21 protein-coding genes and 1 tRNA gene are annotated in these 24,497 nt (G+C 64.9%); 11 read left to right on the top strand and 11 right to left on the bottom strand.

The features are described from left to right. Positions 1-44 precede the first annotated feature (44 nt). The 3 genes from NX02_RS07125 (at position 45) to istB (ending at position 4,006) form a co-directional block, all read left to right on the top strand. Entirely contained in the window at positions 45-1,580 is a 1,536-nt protein-coding gene (locus tag NX02_RS07125) for a tryptophan halogenase family protein (RefSeq protein WP_025291503.1), read from the top strand. Between the two features lie 90 nt (positions 1,581-1,670). Continuing rightward, a complete protein-coding gene (gene istA / locus NX02_RS07120; protein ID WP_039996352.1) occupies positions 1,671-3,158 on the top strand; it encodes an IS21 family transposase in 1,488 nt (495 codons plus the stop codon). Next, the gene (gene istB, locus NX02_RS07115; RefSeq protein WP_425424012.1) at positions 3,155-4,006 is read left to right on the top strand and encodes an IS21-like element helper ATPase IstB; all 852 of its coding nucleotides are present in this window, start codon (positions 3,155-3,157) and stop codon (positions 4,004-4,006) included. Before istA ends, istB begins: the two co-directional genes overlap by 4 nt. Here istB and NX02_RS07110 read toward each other — a convergent pair. After that, positions 3,901-5,334, bottom strand: coding sequence for a hypothetical protein (locus tag NX02_RS07110; protein ID WP_025291502.1), 1,434 nt, complete (start codon positions 5,332-5,334; stop codon positions 3,901-3,903). The genes istB and NX02_RS07110 overlap by 106 nt on opposite strands. Before the next feature lie 71 nt (positions 5,335-5,405). Beyond that, positions 5,406-8,408: a TonB-dependent receptor plug domain-containing protein gene (locus NX02_RS07105; RefSeq protein ID WP_025291501.1), complete on the bottom strand. Its 3,003-nt coding sequence runs from the start codon at positions 8,406-8,408 to the stop codon at positions 5,406-5,408. A 532-nt stretch (positions 8,409-8,940) separates the two neighbouring features. On the opposite strand from NX02_RS07105, the gene NX02_RS07100 reads away from it, so the two are divergent. After that, positions 8,941-10,188: an MFS transporter gene (locus tag NX02_RS07100; RefSeq protein WP_025291500.1), complete on the top strand. Its 1,248-nt coding sequence runs from the start codon at positions 8,941-8,943 to the stop codon at positions 10,186-10,188. Then, on the top strand, positions 10,185-11,825 hold the full coding sequence (locus NX02_RS07095; protein ID WP_025291499.1) for a glycoside hydrolase family 43 protein: 1,641 nt from the start codon (positions 10,185-10,187) through the stop codon (positions 11,823-11,825). Before NX02_RS07100 ends, NX02_RS07095 begins: the two co-directional genes overlap by 4 nt. A gap of 144 nt (positions 11,826-11,969) precedes the next feature. Here the strand turns inward: NX02_RS07095 and NX02_RS07090 are convergent, their stop codons facing one another. The 3 genes from NX02_RS07090 to NX02_RS07080 form a co-directional block, all read right to left on the bottom strand. Continuing rightward, positions 11,970-12,872, bottom strand: coding sequence for an alpha/beta hydrolase (locus tag NX02_RS07090; protein ID WP_245648862.1), 903 nt, complete (start codon positions 12,870-12,872; stop codon positions 11,970-11,972). Positions 12,873-13,375: 503 nt separating this feature from the next. After that, positions 13,376-14,284 carry a prephenate/arogenate dehydrogenase family protein gene (locus NX02_RS07085; protein ID WP_025291497.1) on the bottom strand — a complete coding sequence of 303 codons (909 nt, stop codon included), beginning with the start codon at positions 14,282-14,284 and terminating at the stop codon, positions 13,376-13,378. Then, positions 14,284-15,396 (bottom strand): pyridoxal phosphate-dependent aminotransferase, encoded by a 1,113-nt coding sequence (locus tag NX02_RS07080; RefSeq protein ID WP_025291496.1) that lies wholly within the window; start codon positions 15,394-15,396, stop codon positions 14,284-14,286. Before NX02_RS07080 ends, NX02_RS07085 begins: the two co-directional genes overlap by 1 nt. A gap of 11 nt (positions 15,397-15,407) precedes the next feature. Between NX02_RS07080 and NX02_RS07075 the strand changes: the two genes are divergently transcribed. From NX02_RS07075 to NX02_RS07055, 5 genes are all read left to right on the top strand, one after another. Then, the gene (locus NX02_RS07075) at positions 15,408-16,178 is read left to right on the top strand and encodes a hypothetical protein (protein ID WP_158013947.1); all 771 of its coding nucleotides are present in this window, start codon (positions 15,408-15,410) and stop codon (positions 16,176-16,178) included. Between the two features lie 25 nt (positions 16,179-16,203). Then, positions 16,204-17,322, top strand: a complete 1,119-nt coding sequence (gene metX / locus NX02_RS07070) for a homoserine O-acetyltransferase MetX (protein ID WP_025291494.1) — start codon at positions 16,204-16,206, stop codon at positions 17,320-17,322. Continuing rightward, the gene (locus NX02_RS07065) at positions 17,319-17,753 is read left to right on the top strand and encodes a GNAT family N-acetyltransferase (RefSeq protein ID WP_039996463.1); all 435 of its coding nucleotides are present in this window, start codon (positions 17,319-17,321) and stop codon (positions 17,751-17,753) included. Before metX ends, NX02_RS07065 begins: the two co-directional genes overlap by 4 nt. After that, positions 17,750-18,340, top strand: coding sequence for a methionine biosynthesis protein MetW (gene metW / locus NX02_RS07060; protein ID WP_025291492.1), 591 nt, complete (start codon positions 17,750-17,752; stop codon positions 18,338-18,340). Before NX02_RS07065 ends, metW begins: the two co-directional genes overlap by 4 nt. A gap of 61 nt (positions 18,341-18,401) precedes the next feature. Beyond that, positions 18,402-18,476, top strand: a tRNA-Gln gene (locus NX02_RS07055). A 366-nt stretch (positions 18,477-18,842) separates the two neighbouring features. Here NX02_RS07055 and NX02_RS07050 read toward each other — a convergent pair. The 5 genes from NX02_RS07050 to NX02_RS32270 form a co-directional block, all read right to left on the bottom strand. Next, positions 18,843-19,808, bottom strand: a complete 966-nt coding sequence (locus NX02_RS07050) for an alpha/beta fold hydrolase (RefSeq protein ID WP_025291491.1) — start codon at positions 19,806-19,808, stop codon at positions 18,843-18,845. Between the two features lie 115 nt (positions 19,809-19,923). Continuing rightward, positions 19,924-20,163 carry a tautomerase family protein gene (locus tag NX02_RS07045; protein WP_211258300.1) on the bottom strand — a complete coding sequence of 80 codons (240 nt, stop codon included), beginning with the start codon at positions 20,161-20,163 and terminating at the stop codon, positions 19,924-19,926. Positions 20,164-20,172: 9 nt separating this feature from the next. Continuing rightward, positions 20,173-20,787 carry a nitroreductase family protein gene (locus tag NX02_RS07040; protein ID WP_025291489.1) on the bottom strand — a complete coding sequence of 205 codons (615 nt, stop codon included), beginning with the start codon at positions 20,785-20,787 and terminating at the stop codon, positions 20,173-20,175. An 84-nt stretch (positions 20,788-20,871) separates the two neighbouring features. Beyond that, positions 20,872-21,657: an SDR family NAD(P)-dependent oxidoreductase gene (locus NX02_RS07035; RefSeq protein WP_025291488.1), complete on the bottom strand. Its 786-nt coding sequence runs from the start codon at positions 21,655-21,657 to the stop codon at positions 20,872-20,874. A 4-nt stretch (positions 21,658-21,661) separates the two neighbouring features. Further along, on the bottom strand, positions 21,662-22,219 hold the full coding sequence (locus NX02_RS32270; RefSeq protein ID WP_158013946.1) for a hypothetical protein: 558 nt from the start codon (positions 22,217-22,219) through the stop codon (positions 21,662-21,664). Between the two features lie 235 nt (positions 22,220-22,454). Here NX02_RS32270 and NX02_RS07030 point away from each other — a divergent pair, with 235 nt between their 5' ends. Continuing rightward, positions 22,455-23,393 carry a LysR substrate-binding domain-containing protein gene (locus NX02_RS07030; RefSeq protein WP_025291487.1) on the top strand — a complete coding sequence of 313 codons (939 nt, stop codon included), beginning with the start codon at positions 22,455-22,457 and terminating at the stop codon, positions 23,391-23,393. Positions 23,394-23,431: 38 nt separating this feature from the next. Here the strand turns inward: NX02_RS07030 and NX02_RS07025 are convergent, their stop codons facing one another. Further along, a complete protein-coding gene (locus NX02_RS07025; protein ID WP_025291486.1) occupies positions 23,432-24,328 on the bottom strand; it encodes a LysR family transcriptional regulator in 897 nt (298 codons plus the stop codon). Positions 24,329-24,497 lie beyond the last annotated feature (169 nt).

The raw sequence follows: 24,497 nt of genomic DNA, 5'->3' as shown, positions 1-24,497 counted from the left end.
CGAAAGCCTCGACTTCCCCGGACTTTTTTGGTCTGGGAATGTGCATGGTGAATCCCGTTCGCAATATCGTCATCGTCGGCGGGGGCACGGCCGGGTGGCTGACTGCCGGCGTGATCGCCGCCAGGCATCAGGGTCGTATCGGCGCTGGCGGGTTCACGGTGACATTGGTGGAATCGCCGAACATACCGATCATCGGTGTCGGCGAAGGCACCTGGCCGACGCTAAGGACGACGCTTTCCAAGATCGGTGTTTCCGAGACCGACTTCTTTCGTGAGTGCGACGCTGCGTTCAAGCAGGGCGCCCGGTTCGCCCGCTGGACCACCGGCGCGGTGGACGATGGCTATTATCACCCGCTGATGCTGCCGCAGGGCTTCGGCCAGGTGAACCTCGCGCCGCACTGGCTGGCCGGGGACGACGGCAAGAGCTTCTGCGATGCGGTGTGCCCGCAAGGACATATCTGCGACGACGGCCTGGCACCCAAGACGATCGCAACCCCCGAATTCGACGCGATCGCGAATTACGCCTATCATCTGGATGCAGGGAAATTCGCCGATTTTCTGCGCCGCCATTGCTGCGACGTCCTCGGCGTCCGCCATGTGCTCGCGGATGTCCAGCGCGTGGTCCAGACGGAATCCGGTGACATCGCGCATCTCGTCACCGAGCAGGCCGGCGAGATCGCGGGCGATCTGTTCGTAGACTGTACCGGCTTCAAGGCGCTGCTGATCGGGCAGACCATGGGCGTCCGCTTCAAGCCGCTGAGCGACACGCTGTTCTGCGACACCGCGCTCGCGGTCCAGGTGCCGCACGCAGATGCGCACGCACCGATCGCGTCGCACACGATCTCGACCGCGCAGTCGGCCGGATGGATCTGGGATATCGGTCTGCCGACCCGCCGCGGTACCGGCTACGTCTTTTCGAGCGCGCATATCAGCGACGAAGACGCCGAGCGCGAGCTGCGCGCGTACCTCGGCCCGATCGCCGACGGGCTGGACGTTCGGAAGATCGCGATCAATGCCGGGCATCGCGAAACGTTCTGGCGCGGCAACTGCGTCGCCGTCGGGCTGGCCGCCGGATTCCTCGAGCCGCTCGAAGCGTCGGCGATCGTGCTCATCGAGCTGTCGGCCAAGCTGATCGCCGAACAGATGCCCGCGTGCCGCGAAGTGATGGACGTGATCGCGTCGCGCTTCAATGCGACCACCCACTATCGGTGGGGCAGAATCATCGACTTCCTCAAGCTGCACTATGCGCTCACCCAGCGCCAGGACAGCGACTTCTGGCGCGACAATCAGCGCCCGGAAACGATGCCCGACCGCTTGCGCGAGTTGATGCTGCTCTGGCGCCACCACTCGCCATGGTTCCACGACGAGTTCGACCGCGTCGAGGAGGTGTTTCCGCCCGCGAGCTATCAGTATGTGTTGTATGGCATGCGCTTCCGGACCGAGGTCGATCCGGCCGCGCTGGCGCAGGATGCGCGCGCCGCGACCCGCGCGATGCAGGAAAATGCCGCTCAGACGGAGCGGCTCCGCGGTCGCCTGCCCCGCCACCGCGACCTGATCGAGAAGATCTGTGTAGGGCGGTGACAAACCCGGCCACGGGAGCGCCGGCATAGGTGCCGGTGCGGCGGAGAGAAATCCTGCCAGTGGTAAGCTGCTCGTTTTGGGGCGGCGGGGATGTTTGCCTTGGAGAGTTACGCGGCCGTTCGGCGTTTTGTGTTCGTGGAAGGTCACAGCCGCCGGGAGGCGGCGAAGGCGTTCGGTCTGAGCCGGGACACGGTGGCGAAGATGTGCGCGTTCTCGCTGCCGCCGGGCTACCGGCGCACGAAGCCGCCGGAGAAGCCGAAGCTAGGTCCGCTGTTGCCGGTCATCGACGCTATCCTGCGCGAGGATCGCCTGTCGCCGGCCAAGCAGCAGCACACCGCCAAGCGGATCTTCGAGCGGCTGCGCGACGAGCATGGCTATGGCGGCGGCTACACGGTGGTGAAGGACTATGTCCGGCAGAGCCGCGCACGCAGCCGCGAGACGTTCGTGCCGCTGGCACACCCGCCGGGCCATGCCCAGGTCGACTTCGGCGAGGCGTGGGCAGAGATCGGCGGCATGCGGCAGAAGGTCCATTATTTCTGCATGGACCTGCCGCACTCAGATGCGTGTTTCGTGAAGGCCTATCCGCGCGAGACGACCGAGGCGTTCCTCGACGGTCATGTTTCGGCCTTCGCCTTTTTCGGCGGCGTGCCGCTGTCCATCCTCTACGACAATCTGAAGATCGCGGTGGCGAGGATCTGCGGCGACGGCAAGCGCGAGCGCACGCGGGCCTTCACCGAGCTGGTCAGCCACTATTTGTTTGCCGACCGCTTCGGTCGTCCCGGCAAGGGCAACGACAAGGGGAAGGTCGAAGCGCTGGTGAAGCACGCCCGCGCGATGTTCATGGTGCCCATTCCGGTAGCGCGCAGCTTCGACGAGTTGAACGAGCGCCTGGCGAAGGATTGCCTGGCTCGACAGAACGGGCATGCCGGGCGCCATGCCGACACCATCGCCGAGCGCCTCGTCGCCGACCGGCAGGCCTTCCGGGCCTTGCCGGCGGTGCCGTTGGAGCCGTGCGAGAAGCGGTCGGCGCGCGTATCGTCGACCGCGCTGGTGCGCTATCGGACCAACGACTATTCGGTGCCAACCGTCTATGGCTTCCGCGACGTCCTGGTGAAGGGGTTCGTCGACGAGGTGGTCATCAGCATCGCCGGCGAGGAGATCGCCCGGCATCCGCGCAGCTATGGCGAGGGCGCATTCGTCGCCAACCCGCTGCATTATCTCGCGCTCATCGAGCAGAAGCCCGGCGCGCTCGACCAGGCGGCCGCCTTGCAGGGCTGGGATCTGCCCGAGATCTTCCAGCATCTGCGCCACCTTCTGGAAGCTCGTATGGGCACCAAGGGGAAGCGCGAGTTCATCCAGGTGCTGCGGCTGCTCGAAGCCCTGCCGCTCGCCGTCGTCACCGACGCGGTGACGCAGGCCGTGCAGCTCGGCGCCATCGGCTTCGACGCGGTGAAGCTCATCGCGCTGGCGCGTATCGAACGGCGACCGCCCCGTCTCGATCTGGCCGCCTATCCGCACCTGCCCCGGACGGACGTGAAGACGACACGGGCGGCGGACTATGGGGTGCTGGCGGCATGACCGGCGACAAGATGCCGACCGGCACGACCGGCGGGACACCCCAGGTGCTGCTCGCCCACCACCTCAAGCAGCTCAAGCTGCCGACCGTGCTGCGCGAATATGAGAAGGTCGCGCGCGAATGCGCTCGCGACGGTGTCGACCACCCACGCTACCTGCTGCGCCTCATCGAGCTTGAGCTCATCGACAGGGAGCGGCGCACGGTCGAGCGGCGGATCCGCGCCGCCCGCTTCCCGGCGGTGAAGAGTCTCGACACCTTCGACTTCACAGCCATCCCCAGCCTCAACAAGATGCTGGTGCTCGAGCTCGCTCGCTCGGAGTATATCCTTCGGCGGGAGAACGTCATTGCGCTGGGCAACAGCGGCACGGGCAAGACGCACGTCGCTCTCGCGCTCGGCCTGGCTGCTTGCCAGAAGGGATTCACCGTCGCCTTCGCGACCGCCGCTTCGCTGGTCAACCAGCTGATGGAGGCGCGCGACGAGCGGCGCCTGCTCAAGCTCCAGCGGGAACTGGCGGCCGTGAAGCTGCTCATCGTCGACGAGCTCGGCTATGTGCCGCTGTCGGCGACTGGCGCCGAACTTCTCTTCGAGGTGCTGTCGCAGCGCTACGAGCGCGGCTCGACCATCATCACGTCGAACTTGCCGTTCGAGGACTGGACCCAGGTCCTCGCCTCAGAACGGCTTACCGGCGCGCTGCTCGACCGGCTCACCCACCACGTCTCCATCCTCACCATGAACGGCGACAGCTACCGCCTCAAACAGTCCGCCGGCCGGCGATCAGCCAGAAGGGCGGAGCAAAACCAGGCCACCGTGTCGGCCGACCCGAACACCGGCGAGATCCCGTCGCCATAGCCGGGAGAAAACGGTCGCGACGATATGGAAAGGGCCCCGATCGGGGCCCTTTCCATATCGTCATCACGCCTCGACCGCTGGCCTGCTTTTACTCCGCCCCGCTGGCCGGGTTTTGCTCCGCCGTTGACAGGATGGAGCTGGTCAGGCATCGCGCCCGACGCGATGAGGGTGATCGACGGATCCCTCGCCTTCATCGCCCGCGCAAACTCATTGTGCTTGATCATGTAGTAATCGAGGCTTGTCTTGCCGATCTGCCACCAGCCATAGGGCTCGTTGCCGATGTTCCACCACCGGACCCCGTAGGGCTCCGGATGACCGTTGGCGGCACGCTTTGCCCCCCATTCGCTGGTCACCGGACCGTTCAGATACTCGACCTCCTCGGCCGCCGAATTCGCGTCGCCGAGCCCCGCATTGACGGTCACATAAGGCTCGACCCCGAGGATTCGGGTCAGTTCCATCCATTCGTCCATGCCAAGATCGTTCGTCTGCATCGCGCTCCAGGCATGGTCGAACATCGGCGAGCGCCGATCACGGGGCCCGAGGGCCTCGTGCCAATCCCAATTGGACAGAAAATTGCCTCCCGGAAGCCGCCAGAATCCCGATTTCAAGGATCTCGCGATGGCCGTCGTGTCGGCGCGCCAGCCGTTGATATTGTCCTCCGGCATCAAGGATATCGCGCCGATCCGGAACCGACCGCTGCCGCTACCGGTGATTTCCAGCCGCGCATCGAGCGTGGCAGCCGTCGGCGTGAACGCAAACGCCGCCTGCTGCCAGGGCTCGCTTGCCGCCGGAAGCGTCACGGACTGCCGATCCTGCGGGCGCGAGCCCCAGATCAGCGTCACCACCACCTTCGCACCGGGATCGCCGCTCAGCCACAGGTGCCCGGTATATCGTTTTCCCGCCGCAACCCCGATGCCGGCCTGGCTCAGACCGCGCGGCGCATCCCCGGCGACCCCGACGCTCGGACTCTGCGACCCGACGAACGGGGCCCGGGTATCCATGACCACCGCATCGTCGCCCCCGATCGGGCGCCACTTGCGATAGCTGACGCCGGGGCGCCCTTCCACGTTGGGCGGCGGCGGCACATCGTGCTGCGGCGAAACGACCGCGTAATAGAATTTCCGATCGTCCAGCATTTCCGCCCACAGCGTCCGCGCCACCAGGCCGCCGATCGGTTCGATGAACATGCCGTACTGATAGGGCGTCACCGCCGCCGCGCGCCGGGCGGCGTCGATCCGGACCGTGACGCTCGCGGGCGGCGGCGCGGCGGTGGCCGCGCTCGCATAAAGCAGCGTCGTCAGCATCGCGCCACGGAAGACATATGTCATGATCGCCCCTCCCTCTTCTCTCAGTCCGGATTCGGCCGGACGAGGGTCACCCCGCCCGGCCGTCGCGTCCATCAGAACTTGAAGCGGACACCCGCGCGATAGGTCCGGCCGAGTTGATCGTAGAGCGCCGGATTGCTGAAGATCGTCGACCGCGCGGGATCACGGTCGAAGAGATTGTCCACCTTGAAATAGGCGGTGACCTGGTCGGTCAGGTTATAGGTGCCGCCGATGTCGAGATAGAAGGCGCCGGGCATGAAGTTGTCGTCGATCGTCGGTTGAGTGGCGGTCGACGCCGGGCAGCTGCCGGGTTCGCAGACGACATACTGGTTGCCGAAGGTGCCGTCGGTGAACCAGCGCTCCTGCACGAGCAGCGAGAAATCGTCGTTCTCGTAGGTCTGCACCGCCAGCCACTTCCAGTCCGGCGTGTTGCCGTTGTTCACGCCCGCGGTGTCGTTCGGAATCGTACCCGGCAGGCCCGTGTCCGTCACGAACTTGCGGACGTGGGTGGCCAGCACGCGGACGGTGAAGTTGCCCGGCAATCCTAGCGGCCGCTGCCACCGATAACTCGCCTCGATGTCGAAGCCATCGGTGTCGATCGAGGCGAGGTTGAACGCCTGCACGTTGATGAAGTTGGGGCCGCTCGTGTTGTTGAGGTTGAACGCGCTGCAGGTTTCCGGAAGGACGTTCTGGAAGCACAGCTGAACGATATCGGCCGGCGCGATGCTCGAGATCACGTCCTTGATCTTGAGCGTGTAGTAGTCGAACGACAGGCTGAGGCCCGGCAGCCAGGATGGACTGACCAGGGCGATGCCGGCGGTCGTGTTCCGTGCCAGTTCCGGCGTCAGATCGGTGTTGCCGATCGTATTCTGGATAACCAGGACATTGGTATTGTTGAACGGATCGAAGAAGTTCGGCAGCGTGGTGGTGACCGGCGCGGCGAACAACTCCGACAAATTGGGCGCGCGCACGTCACGCGAGGTGACGCCGCGGATGCGCAGCCCATCCACCGGCAGATCCCAGGTTCCACCCACCTTCCACGCCCAGACGGTGCCCGAGGTGGTGTAATCGGTGACGCGGACCGCGCCATTGATGTTCGCACGACCCAGGCTTTCGGAATCGAGGATCGGCAGATTGGCTTCGAAGAACGCCTCCTTGACGCTGTAGGCGCCCGATCCGTTCTTGTAGTTGCCCGCATACCAATTGTTGCCGCCGGGGATCAGCACCGGATCGGCCGGATAGTCGCCATTCTCGGGCGTCGCGGCGAAGCCGGCGCCGTAGGGGTCGGCGCGGACGGTATAGAATTCATGGCGATACTCGCCACCGAATGCGATCGACAACGGGCCCGCCCAGAGATCGACCGGCGACCCCGAGACGCTGAGGCTGACGACATCCTGCGTCTGCCGCGTCCGCTGATAGGGTCCGTTCTCGGGCATGATGTAGCGCAGGGCCGCTTCGGACGGGTTGCCGCCGAAGATGTTGAGCGGTTGGCAGCCGTTCGCGCGCGCGGTCGCGCTGCGGCACACGATCGCGCCGTCCAGCGTGATCGCATCGATCGCCTGGTTGAAACGATTGGACAGCAGGATGTTGTCGACATCGATATCGGTGTAATTGGTTCCGTGCTGGTAATAGGCGTCATAGTTCCACGCCGATCCGGCAAGCGATAACTCACCCTTCACACCGGCCACGCCCCTGTACTGCCGACGATCCGTATGGACCTGGGTGTTGCCGAGCGCCGCGTTGCTCGTGCCGTATTGGAAGCTGGTGATCCCCGCCGCCGCGCAGGCGGCCTGCACCAAACCGGGCACGAACGGGTTCTCGCACTGCATCGTCAGGTTGGGCCGGTTCTGGCCGTTGACCGGCTGGTTGCTCGTTTTGACCTGCCCGAAGTTGAACGAGACGTAGATCTCGTTCTTGTCGGCGAAGTCGAAACCGACCCGGCCATATCCGATCAGCCGTTCGATGCTCGACTTCAACGACCGCCCCGCATCCACGTTGCCGCTCAGATCGCCGCCCAGGCAGAAGCCCGGGAAGCAACCGGAGACCGCGCCCGACGCATCGCGCGCCGGCACCCCGTTCGATCCGTACTGGAACTGGAAGGGGCTGCCGTTCTGGTCGAATGCGATGCCCTGCAGCGGGCCTGCGGTGATGAGACCATATTTGGCGAATGTGATCGACTGCGCGAAATCGCGCACGATATACTGCGGCGATCCGTCGTTCAGCACACCGCGATTGATCATCGTGGTCTGCCGGAACCAGTCGCGGCCGCCTGCGAGTTCCGTCCCGAACTCGCCGCCGCCGACGCCATCCTCATGACTATATTCCCCGCTGGCGACGACGTGCAGCCGGTCGTCCAGAAAGCTCTTGCCCGCGGCAAGCTGGACCAGCCCCTGCTCATCGTCGCCGTAGCGCGTGATGCCGCCCTGGACGTTGCCCTTGATACCCTCGAAACGCGTATCCGTGATGAAGTTCACGACACCGCCGACAGCGTCGGAACCGTAGGACGCGGACGCGCCGCCATTGACGACGTCCACCCGCCGGACCAGCAATTGGGGAAACAGGCTGATGTCGGGAACGCCCGTCACATTGGCGCCGACGATGCGTTGCCCGTCGAGCAGCGTCAACGTGCGGATCGCCCCGACCCCCCGCAGCGAGAACGAGCTGAGCCCCTGCTGACCGCTCGACGTGCTGAAGGTATTGACCGACGTACCGGACGATCCCTGAAGCGAAGGCAATTGCGCGATCGTCGTAAAGATGTTGGGCTGGGCGTTGGCGGCAATATCCGCCTCGCCAATCACGGTCGTCGGCGTCGGCGCATCGAAACCGCCCGCGGCGATGCGCGTCCCGGTCACGACGATGTCGCGCTGCGATGCTTCGGCCGCATCCGCCTGCTCCACGGTGGCTTCGTTCTGCTGCGGCGTAGCGGGCGCCTCGGCGGGCACGGCAGCAGCAGGCGATGAAGGTGCGACCTCCTGCGCGGCGGCTACCGCCGGCGCCATGCACGCGATCATGGCCAGAAAGCTGGCAGAGGCATTGAGCATGCCCTGCTTCGAATAAACCGAAACGTCCTTTAACATCCCACTCTCCCTGATCTTTGATAAATGGATCTGGTGCACATTGGAAAAGCACCTTGACGCCATATTCGTTATTGGAACCGTGCACTGATGTTGTAACGGATCATCTGTTGTGACGGATCATCGCAACAAAACTCGATTTCTATTATGATTAACGCGCCACGGCCGCTGCCCGGATCGTCGCGATCTGTTCGCGCGATCCGTCACAGCGAAGCGCGCCAGCGCATCTTTTAGCGATTCGAGCGAAGATTTCCCACGCACCCCCCTGTGATAGCGGCCGGTACGCGACGTCGCTGGGACACCACACCCGCCCGTTCGGCTTCGCCACCTCCGGTGCCACCGCACCGGCTTGGTAACGTTATCATCTACTGCATAAATTCCAGACTTCCTCTTGTCAATACTCTGACAAATGCGCTAGCTCTGGCGGCTGTGGGCGGTTCGCGAAGCCGTCTGCAATCAAAAATAATCCGAATCGCTCGCTCGGTGCCATGTGAAAGCGCTATCGACCGATCTGTTCACGTTACCGGAGGGGTCGTTGCGAATCGCTGGCATTCCCAAGCTCAGATGGACCATCATCGCGCTGTTCGTCGGCGCGATGATCATCAACTATCTGTCCCGCTCCGTTCTCGGCGTCGCCGCACCGGTGATCCTGACCGAACAGGGCATCAGCAACGAGCAATATGGCTGGATCACCGGCGCGTTCCAGATCGGCGTCATGTTTCAGCCGCTCATCGGTTACGTGCTCGACGGAGCCGGTCTCCGGATCGGCTTTGCCTTCTGCGTGGCGATCTGGTCGCTCATCACGATGGCCCATGTCTTCGCGCAAGGCTGGCTGGGCTTTGCCGCGTTGCGCGGAGCGCTCGGCCTGGCCGAGGGATCGGCGCAGCCGGCCGGCCAGAAGCTGATCGCGGAGTGGTTCCCCTCGCGCGAGCGCGGCGTCGCCGGCGGCATCTACAATATCGGCGCCTCGTTCGGCGCCGTTTTTGCGCCTCCGCTGGTAGCTTGGGCGGTGCTTACCCAAAGCTGGCGCCTCGCCTTTCTCGTTGCCGGCGGCCTCGGCATCCTGTGGGTGCTGATATGGCTCTGGTGGTACGAAACCCCGGCACGCCACCGCCACATCCGCGCCGAGGAACAGCGGTACATCAACGAAGGTCAGGAAGCGCGCCTCGCGGCGACGACGGCACGACCTGCGATCCTGCCGCTGCTGAAGCGGCGCGACCTGTGGGGCATCGCCTTGCCGCGGCTGCTCGCCGACCCGACGTGGGGGATGCTGTCATTCTGGATGCCGCTCTATCTGGCGCGTGAACGCGGGTTCGACCTGACCCAGATCGCGATCTTTGCCTGGCTGCCGTTCCTCGCCGCAGATCTCGGCTGCCTGTTCGGTCCTGCCGTCGTCGCCTTCCTGCAGCGCCGCGGCATCAACCTCATCGATGCCCGGCGCAGCGCCTTTACGCTGGGCGCGGTCATGATGACCGGAATGGCATTGGTCGGCTGGGTGACCAACCCCTATGTGGCGATCGCGTTGCTCTGCCTTGGCGGCTTCGCGCACCAGACGCTTTCGGTCACCGTCATCACCATGGCGTCCGACCTGTTCCGTCGCAACGAGGTCGCGACGGCGACAGGCTTTGCCGGATTGGCCGGCAATCTCGGCGTGCTGATCTTTTCGCTCCTTATCGGGGGCCTTGTCGACCAGGTCGGCTACGAGCCGTTCTTCGTTTTGCTTGGCGTCTTCGATCTTGTCGGCGCCGCCCTCCTTTGGACATTGGTACGCAAGCCCGTATGACTCACATCTGCAATCCGATCCTTCGCGGCTTCAACCCCGATCCTTCGATCGTGCGCGTCGGGGAGGATATCTTTATCGCGACATCCACGTTCGAATGGTATCCGGGCGTGCAGATTCATCACTCCCGCGACCTGGCGAATTGGCGGCTGGCATCCCGACCGCTGGCTCGCGCGGCGCAGCTCGATATGCGGGGCAATCCCGATTCCTGCGGCGTGTGGGCGCCCGATCTCAGCCATGCCGATGGGCGCTTCTGGCTGGTGTATACCGACGTCAAGCGGTACGGGCAGACCACGGTGGACGGCGCCACCGGCGCGTCGCTGCGCGACTTCCACAACTATCTGGTGACCTGCGACCGGATAGACGGCGCCTGGTCCGACCCTGTCTATCTGAACAGCAGCGGCTTCGACCCGGCGCTCTTCCACGACGACGACGGCAGCACCTGGCTGCTCAATATGTTGTGGGATCACCGGCCGGGACGCGGTCGGTTCGCGGGGATCGTGGCGCAGCAGCTCTGCCGCGAAACATTGCGGCTGATCGGCGTCCCGAAGCTCATCTTCACGGGGACCGCGCGGGGCTTCACCGAAGGCCCGCACCTCTACAAGCGGGATGGCTGGTATCATCTGCTGGTCGCGGAGGGCGGGACCGGCTGGGACCACGCCGTGGTGATGGCACGGTCCAGATCGCTGCTCGGCCCTTATGAGGTACACCCGGACGGCGCCGTGCTCACCGCGGGCGGACGCGCAGATGCTCCGCTTGCCCGTGCGGGCCATGGCGACCTGGTAGAACTGGCCGATGGAACGACCTGGCTGGCTTTTCTGTGCGGCCGCCCCGCGCCAGGCACGGAGCGTTGCGTGCTCGGGCGCGAGACATCGATCCAGCCGGTACGGTGGGATGCGGATGGCTGGCTGCGGACGATCGACGGCACCGGCAAACCGGATCCCACGCCCCCGCAGCCCGCCCTCGCCCCCCATCCGTGGCCCGAGCAGGCATGGGACGGGACGTTCGACGGCCCGGATCTGCCCGACGCGTTCCAGTGGCTGCGAACGCCTCGTCCTGAATTCCTGTTCAGTCTGACGGCTCGACCGGGTCATCTGCGTCTGTTCGGACGCGAGACGATCGGCAGCCTGTTCCAGCAATCACTGGTCGCGCGCCGGCAGACTGACCACCGATATACGGTGACGACGCGCGTGGAGTTCGCGCCGGATCATTTTCAGCAGGCCGCCGGACTGGCGTGCTACTATAACAGCACGAAATTTCATTATCTCAACATCACGTCCGATGATGGCGTCCGCCAATTGCACGTCATGTCCGCCGCCCCGGATCTCACCGGCTGCACGGACGTGGTCGTCGTCCCTGCCCTTCCCGACGGCGCGATCGAGTTGCGCGTCGATGTCGACGGCGCCGCGCTTCGTTTTGCCTGGCGATCGGCCGGCGATCGCGAATGGCAGGTTTTGCCGATGACGCTCGATGCGTCGATATTGTCGGATGAAGCCACGCTGCCGGGATTGCCCAACTTTACCGGTTGCTTCGTCGGCATGGCGTGCCAGGATCTGTCGGGTACCGGACTGGCCGCCGATTTCGAATGGTTCCGGTATCGGGAAGGCGACGAGGCGGAACGCGCCTTTTTACGCGATTGACGGCCGCTGCGCAGGAAAGCGCCCCAGGCGGGATTGCGTGACCGTCGTTCGAACCATGTTGAGGCCGCCACCGCGGCGGATCAGGACAGCGCCCCAGGCTCGAGCCTGACGGTGACGCCCGATCCACCGCGGTGGCGTGCTCGATCAGCTTGCCGGCTTCAGCATGCCATGCATCCCGATCCAGTGTGCGAACGCTTCGAACCAGTCCGTGCTGGTCGTCGCCTTCTTGTACATCCCGAACCCATGCCCACCGCGCTCGTAGAAATGAAACTCGACCGGCCGTTTCGCGGTCCGCCAGCTTTCGATCAGGCCGAAACCATTGTTCGCGAACAGCGGATCGTCCGCAGCAAGCGCGACGAACATCGGCGGCGCGTCGGTGGGAACCGTCATGGCCGCCAGCGGACCATAGATGTTTCCGATGAAGGCTGGCTTCGCGTCCTGGCCCGCCAATGTCGTCGCCATCGTCAGCATCGCTCCGGCGGAGAATCCGATCATTCCGATGCGATCCCGATCGATGCGCCACTCGGTGGCCCGACGCCGCACCAGCGCGAACGCTGCGCGAGCATCTTCTATCTGCGGTGTGAGCCCCTTGATGGCTTCATCCGGATTCATCCGCCGCGGGCGCGCCGCGGCCGAGAACATCTGCTGCATGGACCTTTCGAAGGCAGCCATGTCCTGCGGTGTCTGGTTGAGGCGGTACTTCAGGACGAACGCGGCGACACCCCGGTCGGCCAGCGCCTTGGCCACATCCCATCCCTCGTTCTGCATCGAAAGCGTCCGGAACCCGCCACCGGGCGCGACGATCACGGCCGCGCCCGTCGCCTTCGCCGGGTCCGGCAAAAACGGCGTGAGCGTTGCGACGGTGACGTTCCGTGCGAAAACGCTACCATATTGGCTATGCCAGGACTCCTGCGCGACCGCGCCGGGAAGAGGTCCGGTTGCCAGTTCTATCGCATCGGGTTGGGCCGGAACCGCGATCGGCTCCATCTTGTCCGTCTGGGCGCGCGCTGCCCCTGAGAGCGTTACCGCAGCGATGAGCCCGAGCATCCCCGCGATCAGAGCTTGCCGCCGCGCAACTTTACCTGCCGGAATGAAACTTGTCCGTTTCAGCATGACATCTCCCTCCATTTTGATGATAGCGCTACTGTAGTCGCTTGCATCATGCATATGGCCGAACGAGACCCCGCACCAGATAAAATTATGAGATATAGCGTTCGCCGTCATGGCGGTCAGATCGCCGCGCGAAGCGGCTTGGTCGCGACGCGTCCGGGCCGGGTCGTTGGTTCATCCGGCGCGCGCCGCGGCCGTGCGCAAGTTCTCCGGGCGGTGATGCCGGCGGCCCGGGTGCTCGGTTGAAGAAGCGCTATCTGCGCTACAGAATCCGAGACGGTCTTCGCAGATGACCGGCAACCGCCTGCCGGTCTGATATCGAACGCCGGACATGCCGATCTGTCGCGCAACGTCGCTCGATGGGCGCCGGGGATGATGATCGAGCCCGATAGCGACCGCCCGATCGGTATCGGTCGGTTGGCGCCCGGGGAGGAAGCCCCCTACTCGTGCGACCGGCCGAAGTCGGGCCGCGCATCATCCTGCCCCTCTTCGATGATGCTGCGCCGGATTGCCCGCGTTCGCGCGAACAGGTCGAACAGCGTATCGCCATCGCCCCAGCGGATCGCGCGCTGCAGCGCGGTCAGATCCTCGGAGAAACGCTGGAGCATCTCCAGCACGGCTTCCTTGTTGGAAAGGAACACATCCCGCCACATGGTCGGATCGGACGCGGCGATGCGGGTGAAGTCGCGGAAGCCGCCGGCGGAATATTTGATCACCTCGCCGCGGGTCACCGTCTCGAGGTCCGATGCCGTGCCGACGATGGTATAAGCGATCAGGTGCGGCAGATGGCTGGTGACGGCAAGCACCAGATCATGGTGCGTCGCGTCCATCCGCTCGACCTCGGCGCCCAGCGCCTGCCAGAACGCCTCGACGCGCGCGACCGCGGTGGCATCGGCATCGGCGGCGGGGGTGATGATGCACCAGCGCTTGTGGAACAGGCTGGGGAAGCCCGCTTCCGGCCCGCTGTTCTCGGTGCCCGCCACGGGGTGCGCGGGCACGATCGCCACGCCCGGCAACGCCGCCGCCAGCGCCGCCGCGACGCTCGCCTTGCATGAACCGACGTCGCTGACGATCGCCTCGGGCGGCAGGTCGGCGGCGATATCGGCCGCCGCCGCGCCCATCGCGCCCACCGGCACGCACAGGATGACGAAGTCGGCGTCGGTCACCGCCGCGCCCGGGGTGTCGGTGATATCGTCGGCCAGATCGATGGCGCGCGCGATCTCGCGCACCTGCGGGTCGGCATCATGCCCGGTCACCCGTACGGTCGGCATGTGCTGACGGATCGCGCGCGCGATCGAGGAGCCGATCAGTCCGAGCCCGATGACGGTGACGCGCGCAAAGGGCAGCATCAGCCCGCCGCCTCGCAGAGCGCCCGCAGCGCCCTGGCGAGGCCCTGCGTTTCCTCGGGCGTGCCGACGGTGATGCGCAACCCGTGGGGCAACCCCTGCCCGGGCAGCCAGCGGACGATATAACCCGCGTCCATCAGCCCCTTATAGGCCTGCTCGGCGGAGAGATTGCCTTCGAACAGCACCAGCAGGAAATTGGCGCGGCTGGGCACCGCGCGCAGACCGTGATTCCCCAGGGCGCCGACCTCGCCGGCCAGCCAGGCGAGCCATTCGCGGTTGTGCGCGCGGCTGGCCTCTTCCCAGGCGAGATCGTTGACGGCGACGATCGCGGCGATCTGGCCCGCGGTGGTCACGTTGAACGGCGCGCGGATGCGATGCATCGCCGCCACCGCCTCGGCCGACCCATATCCCCAGCCGATCCGCTCGGCGGCGAGACCATAGATCTTGGAGAAGGTCCGCGTGACGATGACGTTGGCTTCGGTCTGCGACAGTTCGAACGCGCCGTCCTGCTCGTCTGCCTCGAGATATTCGGCATAGGCCTGGTCGACGACCAGCATGATGTCCGGCCGCAGCCCGGCGTGGAGGCGGCGCAGGTCCGCGCGCGGCGTATAGGTGCCGGTGGGATTGTTGGGGTTGGCGATGAACACCAGCGTCGTGCGCTCGGTGACGGCGGCGAGGATCGCGTCGACGTCGGTCGCATAATCCTTGTCGGGCGCGATCACGGGCGTCGCGCCGGAGCGCCGCGCGGCGATGTCGTAGACCGAGAAGCCGTAGCGTACGTAGATCACCTCGTCGCCCGGCCCCGAATAGGCGCCGGCGGCGAGGTGCAGGACCTCGTCCGATCCGGTGCCGTAGATGACCCGCGCCGGATCGAGGCCGTGGCGCGCGGCGATCGCTTCGCGCAGCGCCGCGGCGCCGGCATCCGGATAACGGCTGAGGCTCGCTTTGCCCTGTGCGAACGCTTCCACCACCGCCCGGCTGGTGCCCAGCGGGTTCTCGTTCGACGACAGTTTGGCGACCTTGCGGCCGTCATCGGTGGTCGAACGGCCCGGAACATAGGGCGCGATGTCCATGATCCAGGGCTTGGGAACGGGGGCGGTGGCGGGCTCGGACATGGTGTCGGCGCATGGCGGAACGGCGGGGCGATGGCAAGCCGCTGGTGTCATGCGTTGTTCATGCTAGGGTGAAACAAAAGGAGAGATGTCATGAACGGTTGCAGAGAGGCGCGATCGGCGTCCTGTTCGCCCAAAGTCAGGATCGGCTGGTGCTGAGCGCAGTCGTGCTCGCGCTGGCGCTCGCGTCCACGGAACCGTCCAGTGCGGTCGAAGATGCCGCGCCGCCGACGATCAGCAGCCAGGAGGTGGCGGGCTGCGGCGTCGCGCCCGGCCGCGTCGCGATCGGGTTCGACAAGGATCTCGACGAGGAGGCTATTCAGATCGCCAAGGGCAGCGATCCGTTGAACGACAAGGTGCTGACCTGCCTCGCCGAAGCCAGCGTGCGCAGCGACATGCTGGTGCTGTTCGAGGATGCGGCGCTGGAAACGCGCTATCGCGACATCTATTGGCCGATGGTGCAGCAGCGCCAGCATGACATGGCAGTGCGCTGGCTGACCGAGCATGATCTGATCAAGGGGCTGCCGCAGCCCGCCGAAGGCAGGCCTCTGGATGATTATGCGCGCGCTGTGGAGTCGCATTGCGGCATCGGGCTGGGCACGATGTTGAAGGCCCAAGGCACGGATGTCGTGACGCTGGACCCTGCCGCAATGACCGATCCCGCCATCGGGGGACGCGTGGAATGCGTGATGCACGTCGTCGCTGCGGCCACGCCTCCGGGTGCGGTCATGCTGGGCTTTACCGGCAATGGTGTTGGCGGACCTGCCGAGCCGCTTGAACGCTGACGCACACGCGCCTAAGGGCGCGCGAATGTCCGACGACCAGCGTTATGGCCTTGCGCGCCACGCGATCCTCCCCGGGCCGCTCGCGCTGGATGGCGGCGGCACCCTGCTGCCCGTCGAGATCGCCTATGAAACCTATGGCACGCTCAACGCGGATCGCGGCAACGCGATCCTGATCTGCCATGCGCTGACAGGCGATCATCACGTCGCCTCCACCCATCCGATCACCGGCAAGCCCGGCTGGTGGTCGCGCATGGTGGGGCCCGGCAAGCCGATCGATCCGGCGCGGCACTTCATCGTCTGCGCCAATGTGATCGGCAGTTGCATGGGCTCCTCCGGCCCCGCCTCGATCAACGCGCTGTCGGGCGCGCCCTATGCGATGCGCTTTCCGGTGATCACCATCCGGGACATGGTGCGCGCGCAGGCGATGCTGCTCGATCATCTCGGGGTTTCGGTGCTGGAGGCGGTGGTCGGCGGCTCGATGGGCGGCATGCAGGCGCTGCAATGGGCGGCGACCTATCCCGACCGCGTGCGCGCCGCGCTGATCATCGCCTCCGCCGCGCGGCACAGCGCGCAGAACATCGCCTTTCATGAGGTCGGGCGGCAGGCGATCATGGCCGATCCCAACTGGGCGGGCGGCAATTATTATGGTGCGAAGCCGCCCGCCGCGGGGCTCGCGGTGGCGCGGATGGCGGCGCACATCACCTATCTCTCCGAAGCGGGGCTGACCGAGAAGTTCGGTCGCCGGCTGCAGGGCCGGGACGCCAAGAGCTTCGGTTTCGATGCCGATTTCCAGGTTGAAAGCTATTTGCGCCACCAGGGGATCAGCTTCGTCGATCGGTTCGATGCCAATTCCTACCTCTATATCACCCGCGCGATGGACTATCTCGACATCGCGGAGGAGCATGGCGGCCTGCTCGCCAACGCGTTTCGCGGGACGCGCACGCGCTTCTGCCTGGTCAGCTTCGACACCGATTGGCTCTATCCGACGCGCGAGTCACGCGCGATCGTCCAGGCGCTCAACGCCGCCGGCGCGCAGGGCAGCTTCGTCGAGTTGTCGAGCCCTTATGGGCATGACGCCTTCCTGCTCGACGTACCCGAACTGAACCGGGTCGCCGACGGCTTCCTGCGGGCGGGCGTGGCGTGAGCGCGCTGCCCGATGTCTATCGCCTCTCCGAAGATCATGCCGAGATGCAGATCGACGTGATCCATGCCTATCTGGCGCGGAGCTATTGGGCGGAAGGCATTCCGCGCGAGACGGTGGCGCGCGCGGTGGCGGACTCACATGTCGTCGGCGTGTTCTCGGGCGATCGGCAGGTGGGCTTCGCGCGCGTCGTCACCGATCATGCCACCTTCGCCTATCTCGCGGACGTGTTCGTGCTCGAGGAGGCGCGCGGACGGGGGTTGGCGCGGGCGATGGTCTTGCACCTCCAGACTCATCCGCGGCTGCAGGGGCTGCGGCGCTGGCTGCTCGCGACGCGCGATGCGCATCCGCTCTACGCGTCGTTCGGCTGGACCGCGCTTGCCGACCCGACGCTCATGATGCAGCGCCACGACCCGGATGTGTACCGCCGATGACCCCGCTTCGTCCCGACCTCGCCATCATCGCCGCCAATGTCGCGCCGGGCAGCAGCGCGCTCGATATCGGCTGCGGGGATGGCGCGCTGATGGTCGCGCTGCGCGACGAACGCCAGGTCGACGCGCGCGGGCTCGAACTCGACGCGGGCGATGTGTCGCGCGCGGTGACGCGCGGCCTGTCGGTGGTGCAGGGCGACGCCGATACCGACCTCGCCTCCTATCCCGACGACAGCTTCGACTATGCGATCCTCAGCCAGACCTTGCAGACGACGCGGCGGCCCGACCAGGTGATGGATCATCTGCTGCGCATCGGCCGCCACGCTTTCGTCTCCTTCCCCAATTTCGCGCATTGGCGGGTGCGGCTGTCGCTGCTCTGGGGCGGGCGGATGCCGGTGACGAGCAACCTGCCGATGCGCTGGTACGACACGCCCAACATCCATCACCTGACGGTCGATGATTTCCGCGCCTTCGTGAAGGAACGCGGCATCGCGGTGGAACAGGCCTGGTTCCTCTCCGGCGGATCGCTCACCACCGCCGCCGCCGCCAATTTCCGTGCGGACCATGCGGTGTTCCTGCTTAGCCGCTGAGCCGATTTGGGGCTTTCCCCGCCGCGCGCGAGGCGCTAAGGGCCTGCCCCTGCCGATATGGTGGGGCGTCGCCAAGTGGTAAGGCACCGGTTTTTGGTACCGGCATTCGCAGGTTCGAATCCTGCCGCCCCAGCCAGTCGAATCCCTCGGATTCGGCCTCTAATTGTCCGATAATCGAGATCAATTTTTTTCACGGCCTGTGGTGGGCTGGATTCGACAGGGTCAAACCACCTCACGCCCAAGTCTCACGGAAGAGGCGCTGCCAGTTCGCCCCACCACCTTGTCGATCGTTCGTAAAGGGACGCCGCGCTTGACGAGGCCCGACCCGCCTCCGCAGGCTTGGACAAGGCGAGCAGCGCGGCATGCAATCAGGCTTCATTGCCCTCTCGGTCGAATGAAGAGCTTCGCACTGGGAGAAAAGGAATTGTCTCACGCGGAGATCCTCCCAATGAGATAGTCGAGATCGCGCAGCACTGCCGGCGTAACGCCGATCCAGAAAAACTCACTTGTCCGCGAGAAAATCGATGATTGTCGTGTGGAAAGACGCAGCGCATTCCTCGGGTACCCAATGCCCGCAGTTCGGAATCACGACACCCTTCATGTTAGTCGTGTATTTCGCGAGCTGGTCGATTTGGAACCGGCCGACCGACACTGGAGAGCCGCCGCCGATCGCCATCGTTTTCATGGTCAGCTTATTCTTGAACAACGGGATGTTGCGCCGTTGGGTTTCAGGAAGCGCGCGGTAATACTCCATCGCGGCGTTAAACGAATGCGTCTTGGCATAAGAGCGTGAATAACGATCAAGCAATTCCGGAGTGAAGACAGCCTTGTTGACCGCATGCGATTTGATAAAATGTTCAAAAAACATCCTCTCTCGGCCCGCGACCATCTTTTCGGCGAAATTTCCAGGCGCCGCGAAAAAGCTGAAATGCCACATGGGTGACTCGCCCTGTGGTGTGAAGGACGGGAAAGCATAGAGGCCTTCGTCAGGTAGCGGCGCTTCCATGAACACGACGTGCGTGAAGTCCGCCTGATGCTCCGCGACCGTCGGAAACGTGTTCCAGTTGCCTATGTCGTGCGACACGAGATTAATCTTGCCATCCTGGCTATGTGATTTCGCAAACTTATAGATAATCTTGGAAATGTCTTGGCCCAGATAAGACTTTGGCGCCTCCGATTGGCCAAGGCCGGGTAGATCGATCGCCACAACGGTATAGTTCTTCGCCAGAAGGGGCATGATTTGGGTCCATTCATACCAGGTCTGTGCGAACCCGTGAACGAGAAGCACCAGCGGTCCCTTTCCGCCCTTCAGATAGTGTAGCTTAACGCCGTCCACGGTCTGGTAGGCCGGCGTGAACCCTGCCGGTGCCGGAAACTCTTCCTCCGAGGTTGGTGGCGCCGCCAATGAGGGGGCGGCTAGCAGCATGACAACGGCGAGAAACAATCCCTTCGAGAATTTATCGAACATTGCATTCTCCTTCGTGTTGGAGTGGCCGTTCAGCTATCGGTTGAAGCAAACGCGGTCCGACGTGCCGCCTCTCGGGCCAGGCGGCGCGACTGCAGACGCCGCGCCGCCCTGTAAGCTACCCGGCCAGGTGGCCGTAGCCCGGCCGCTTCACCAGCTGATGCTGGCGCCGGACGATGTCCGGCTCGTAGACCGCCTCCATCCAGTCGGCCTTCTCGACCTCCTCGACCGAGACGGAGATGTTCGCGACCTCGTAGCCCATGGTCTCCTGGAGAGCCGCGGCAACGCCATCCGCCATGGCCCGCTTGTCCTCGTCGCTGCGGCCGGAGTAGAACTTCACGATAACGTGCGGCATCATTCCCTCCCGTTAGACGAAGCTGAGGACCTGCTGGAGCGGACGACGCGGCTTTTGCGGCCAGTTCTCCGGCGTTCCGTAGCCCACCGAAACGAGCATCGCAGGGATTTCGTCGTCGGCCAGGCCGAACTCGCTGGCAACCGCCCCAGCGTCGAAGCCGATCATCGGTCCGGCACCCAGTCCCATGGCGTGGGCCGCGAACATGAGGGTCGTCGCCCCGAGCGTTGCGGTACGGATCGCCTCGTCGCGCTGACGCCAGGGCTGGTCCTTGTAAAGGCTGCCGGCACCTGCGACCCAGCCATCGACCATCTGCGCCGGCATGATACCGGCCTCGACCGCGGGCGCGAGCCGGTCGGGCAGCGTCTGCTCGTCGGCCAGCTTGCCGATGATGATGAAGGTCACGGCAGCTTCGGTGATCTTCGCCTGGTCCCAGGCGATGGCGCGCAACCGTGCCTTCGCCTCGGGCGTGCGCACGGCGATGAAGCGCCAGTTCTGAAGGTTGAACGAGGTCGGCGCCTTGGTGGCGAGGCGGACGAGCTCGGTAACTTGCGTGTCGCTGATGTCACGCGTGGTATCGAAGAGCACGGTGGTGCGGCGCTCTTCGATGGCTGTGATGATGTCGGTCATTGGTGTTCCTTCTGCATGCGATGGTTTTTGGTTCGGTCTTGCGGGCATCTGCGCGTCTCGCCGGGCCGGCCCGGAGACGGGGGCTCACACGATGCTGTCGATCACGCCGCCGTCGACCCGGAGCGCCGCCCCTGTCGTGGCGGATGCCTGCTCCGAGCTGACGTAAACGATCATGTTGGCCACTTCCTCGACCGTGGAAGCACGGCGGATGATCGATGAGCTCCGGTGCTCGGCAATGAAGTCGGCCGCGATCTTCTCGACGCTGTCGCCAGACGCATTGCCGGCCGTAAGCATGCCGGCGACGCCTTCGGACAGGGTGGGTCCCGGCAGGACGGCGTTGACGGTGACGCCCGTTCCCGCGAGCCGCTTGGCTAGACCACGGGAAACTGCCAGTTGGCTGGTCTTGGTGAAGCCGTAGTGGATCATGTCGGCGGGGATGTTGATCGCAGACTCAGACGAGACGAACACGATGCGGCCCCACCCGCGATCCACCATGCCCGGTGCGTAGCCACGCGACAGCCGGACGCCGGACATGACGTTGGTTTGAAAGAACCTTTCCCACTCGTCATCCGGTGTCTCGAAGAAATCCTTGGGACCATAGACGCCGATGCTGTTAACCAGAATGTCGACTTCGGGATGCCGTTCGAGAAGCCGTGCAGAGGCCTCCGCCGTCCCGAGGTCGCCGACGAAGCCCTCGACAGTCGGCGCTACCTTTAGGAGGCTCGCGACCGCGGGCTCGACGCTCTCGTCAGTCCGACCGTTGATGATGACGCTTGCGCCCGCAGCCAAAAAAACCTTGGCGGCGGCGAAGCCGATACCGGCCGTGGAGCCCGTAACGAGGACGCGCTTGTGAGTGAAGTCGATGTTCATGATGTCACCTCGATCGTTGCCCGTTCGATGTGCGGCGGCGGCGATGTAAAGATAATCCCGGCCGGTTCGAATTCATCTTTCGAGTAGGTCGAAAACTCTTGCGGCATTGTCTTGGGACCGGAGGCGAAAGACGTTCGCAACCGGTATCGCTTCCGTCGCTCTTGGTCGGTACACTCAGAAACCAGTCCGGGACCGTCTCGGCCTCAGGCCGGCGCGTCAAACGCAGCCGGGCGCGCAACCCGTCGAGCTTTTCCTGCGGTATCGCGATCCTGGACGACACGATAGTGTCGCTATCGCTGCATTGTTGAGGCTGTCGCGCGGCGTGCTCGGCATCGGCAAGTCGGGGGGTGACGGCACTTCCCACGGCCGCGCCGAGAACGGTCCTGCGCGATAGACGATGCTTGCCTTGCGAGAGCGGGTCGTCGGCGAGGCCGGATTGATGCGCGAACGCCGGTGTCATTGCAGTATCCCCCCTGGTGTCCGGCGCCAGCGACACGATCGCCGGTGATCGGCATTGCGCCTCGATGGTTGAAGCGCGGGCATCAATTTCTTCGCTATTCATCGGCACGACCCATGGCGAGGCGGCTCGTTCCGGCAGATTGTTGAACGCTGCGTCCAGGGAGATGGACGTCTAATTGTTGCGGATCATGTTCAGCCGTGGCTTGTGCCACAGCAGGTGGTCCGGCTGAAGTTTAGATCAACTCGGTAGATCTGCCGGATCGGGTCGCGGCGCTGTCCCAGTCTGAACGACACGTACATATAGTGTCAAAACATTGCCGGCTGCGTGGAGATACAAGATGCTGAATCTTTCCGACGCCTACTACTTCGTCCAGGTGGTCGATCAGGGGGGCTTCGCATCGGCCGCGAGGAAGCTGGACCTTCCGAAGTCTACGCTCAGCCACAGAGTGGGCGAGCTTGAGCTGGCGCTGGGCGTCCGGCTGCTGAACCGGACATCACGCCAGGTCGCCCTTACCCAGACGGGAGAGGAGTTCTATCGGCACGCGACGGATCTCATCGCCAGCGCTGCCCAGGTCGAGGAGGCGATCCGGAGCGGCCTCAAGGAGCCCAGCGGCGTGATCCGGCTCACGACGACGACCGAGCTCTCGCAGTACGTCCTGTGCGACCTCCTGCCGACGTTCCTCGCGCGGCATCCCAAGGTGCGGATAACGGAGGAGGCTACCGATCGGGTCGTCGACCTCATCGCCGAAGGCTTCGACGTCGCGATACGGGGCCACAACACCGCACTCGCCGACTCGTCACTGATCCAGCGGCACATCGCAAAGGCGCCGTGGATGCTGTTCGCAAGCGCCACATACCTGAAGGTCAGTGGCGCGCCTGCCGACCTGGCCGAGCTCGAGCGGCACACTGCTCTCGCGCTCTCGCGACCGGGGATGGCCACCTGGCAGCTGACCAGAACGGGACATGAGACGCGGTCGGTAGCGCTGACGCCACGCTTTCGGACGAACAACATGGTTTCGCTGAAAATGGCCACGTGCGCCAACCTGGGGATCGCGGCGCTACCCTGCTACATATGCCGCCGCGAGATCGAGGACGGCACGCTCGTCCCGGTTTTGCCCGAGTGGCGGGTGATGGACGCTTCCTTCTCCGTCGTGATCCCCTACCGACTGGGCGTGCCGCCGGGCGTGCGCGCCCTGCTGGACTTCCTGGCGGCCGAGCTACCAAAGGCGCTCCGGTCCGGCGATCGCGCACGGCGCGTCGACGGAGCCGCACGATGAGGCGAGCACTCGACGGACCTGTGAGATCGGGATCGGCGTCAATCCGCGGTGGAACCGTCGCGCAGGGCGGCGGTGAGGAACTCGATCAGCGCCGCCACGCGTCGGCTTGGCGGCGCCCCGGCGTGCACGGCGAACAGATCGACCTGCCAGGGCACGAACTCGTCCAGAGCCGTCGTGAGCGTGCCGGCTTCAAGCTCGTGCCGCACATCCCATTGGTTCTTGAGGATGACGCCAGCCCCCGCCGCGCCCCACTCGCGCAGGACATCGCCGTCGCTTGCCTGACGATCCCCCCGCACCTTGACGTTGAGGATTTTGCCCGCCTCGCGAAACGGCCATGTGGACAGCGGCGCGCCCGGTCGAGCGAGCACGATGCAGTTGTGGTCCTCGAGATCGCGCGGATGCGTGGGTACGCCCGCGCGGCTCCAATATTCCGGGGACGCGCAGACGATGCGCGGCCCCCTTATGAGCATCCGGGCACGCATCGCGGAATCCGGCAGTGGCCCGCTCCGGATCGCCAGGTCGATGTGCTCTTCGATCAGGTCTACCGAACTGTCGCTCAGGAGCAGGGTCACCTGGATGCCAGGATGTCGCTCCTGGAAGGCGTCGAGGAGCGGACGCAGTCTGACCCGGCCGAAGTCGTTTGTCGCCGTGATCCGGATGGGTCCGCTGAGGGGCCCGTCCTCACGCATGCCGCTCAGTGCGGCATCCCACTCGGACACGATACGACGGGCGTCAGCAAGCATCAGTTCGCCCTCATGCGTGAACACGAGCTTCCGCGTGGAGCGCACCATCAGGTTGACGCCGAGTTCTTCCTCGAGCTGGCTTATTGCGAGCGCAACGGTCGAGGTGGCGATTGCGCGCTGCCGGGCGACGCTCGAGAAGCTGCCGGCCTCCGAGACATCGAGCAGCAAGCGCATCGCGTCGATCCGATCCATCCTTGGAATTCCTCGAAAGCTGATTTGCCGTCAGCCCGAATTATCGAGGAACGTCGATAGGAATACAATGCCGACAACCCGCACCATTCCGCCAAGATCGTCGAAAACCAACAAGTATGTCGGCGCACCGCTTACCAGTTCTCAAGCATTCTGGAGATGAACGGTGCAC

This window comes from Sphingomonas sanxanigenens DSM 19645 = NX02 (assembly GCF_000512205.2).
GTDB classification, from domain to species: Bacteria; Pseudomonadota; Alphaproteobacteria; order Sphingomonadales; family Sphingomonadaceae; genus Sphingomonas_D; species Sphingomonas_D sanxanigenens.
The sequence above is the reverse complement of the archived record's forward strand: the minus strand, read 5'-3'. Positions and strand labels throughout refer to the sequence as shown.

What these genes read in the sequence shown, in the direction of transcription:
- NX02_RS07125 (WP_025291503.1), top strand. Translation starts at nt 45, where the DNA reads ATGGTGAATCCCGTTCGCAATATCGTCATCGTCGGCGGGGGCACGGCC.
- istA (WP_039996352.1), top strand. Translation starts at nt 1,671, where the DNA reads ATGTTTGCCTTGGAGAGTTACGCGGCCGTTCGGCGTTTTGTGTTCGTG.
- istB (WP_425424012.1), top strand. Translation starts at nt 3,155, where the DNA reads ATGACCGGCGACAAGATGCCGACCGGCACGACCGGCGGGACACCCCAG.
- NX02_RS07110 (WP_025291502.1), bottom strand. Translation starts at nt 5,334, where the DNA reads ATGACATATGTCTTCCGTGGCGCGATGCTGACGACGCTGCTTTATGCG.
- NX02_RS07105 (WP_025291501.1), bottom strand. Translation starts at nt 8,408, where the DNA reads ATGTTAAAGGACGTTTCGGTTTATTCGAAGCAGGGCATGCTCAATGCC.
- NX02_RS07095 (WP_025291499.1), top strand. Translation starts at nt 10,185, where the DNA reads ATGACTCACATCTGCAATCCGATCCTTCGCGGCTTCAACCCCGATCCT.
- NX02_RS07090 (WP_245648862.1), bottom strand. Translation starts at nt 12,872, where the DNA reads ATGCTCGGGCTCATCGCTGCGGTAACGCTCTCAGGGGCAGCGCGCGCC.
- NX02_RS07085 (WP_025291497.1), bottom strand. Translation starts at nt 14,284, where the DNA reads ATGCTGCCCTTTGCGCGCGTCACCGTCATCGGGCTCGGACTGATCGGC.
- NX02_RS07080 (WP_025291496.1), bottom strand. Translation starts at nt 15,396, where the DNA reads ATGTCCGAGCCCGCCACCGCCCCCGTTCCCAAGCCCTGGATCATGGAC.
- NX02_RS07075 (WP_158013947.1), top strand. Translation starts at nt 15,408, where the DNA reads ATGGCGGAACGGCGGGGCGATGGCAAGCCGCTGGTGTCATGCGTTGTT.
- metX (WP_025291494.1), top strand. Translation starts at nt 16,204, where the DNA reads ATGTCCGACGACCAGCGTTATGGCCTTGCGCGCCACGCGATCCTCCCC.
- metW (WP_025291492.1), top strand. Translation starts at nt 17,750, where the DNA reads ATGACCCCGCTTCGTCCCGACCTCGCCATCATCGCCGCCAATGTCGCG.
- NX02_RS07050 (WP_025291491.1), bottom strand. Translation starts at nt 19,808, where the DNA reads ATGTTCGATAAATTCTCGAAGGGATTGTTTCTCGCCGTTGTCATGCTG.
- NX02_RS07045 (WP_211258300.1), bottom strand. Translation starts at nt 20,163, where the DNA reads ATGATGCCGCACGTTATCGTGAAGTTCTACTCCGGCCGCAGCGACGAG.
- NX02_RS07040 (WP_025291489.1), bottom strand. Translation starts at nt 20,787, where the DNA reads ATGACCGACATCATCACAGCCATCGAAGAGCGCCGCACCACCGTGCTC.
- NX02_RS07035 (WP_025291488.1), bottom strand. Translation starts at nt 21,657, where the DNA reads ATGAACATCGACTTCACTCACAAGCGCGTCCTCGTTACGGGCTCCACG.
- NX02_RS32270 (WP_158013946.1), bottom strand. Translation starts at nt 22,219, where the DNA reads ATGAATAGCGAAGAAATTGATGCCCGCGCTTCAACCATCGAGGCGCAA.
- NX02_RS07030 (WP_025291487.1), top strand. Translation starts at nt 22,455, where the DNA reads ATGCTGAATCTTTCCGACGCCTACTACTTCGTCCAGGTGGTCGATCAG.
- NX02_RS07025 (WP_025291486.1), bottom strand. Translation starts at nt 24,328, where the DNA reads ATGGATCGGATCGACGCGATGCGCTTGCTGCTCGATGTCTCGGAGGCC.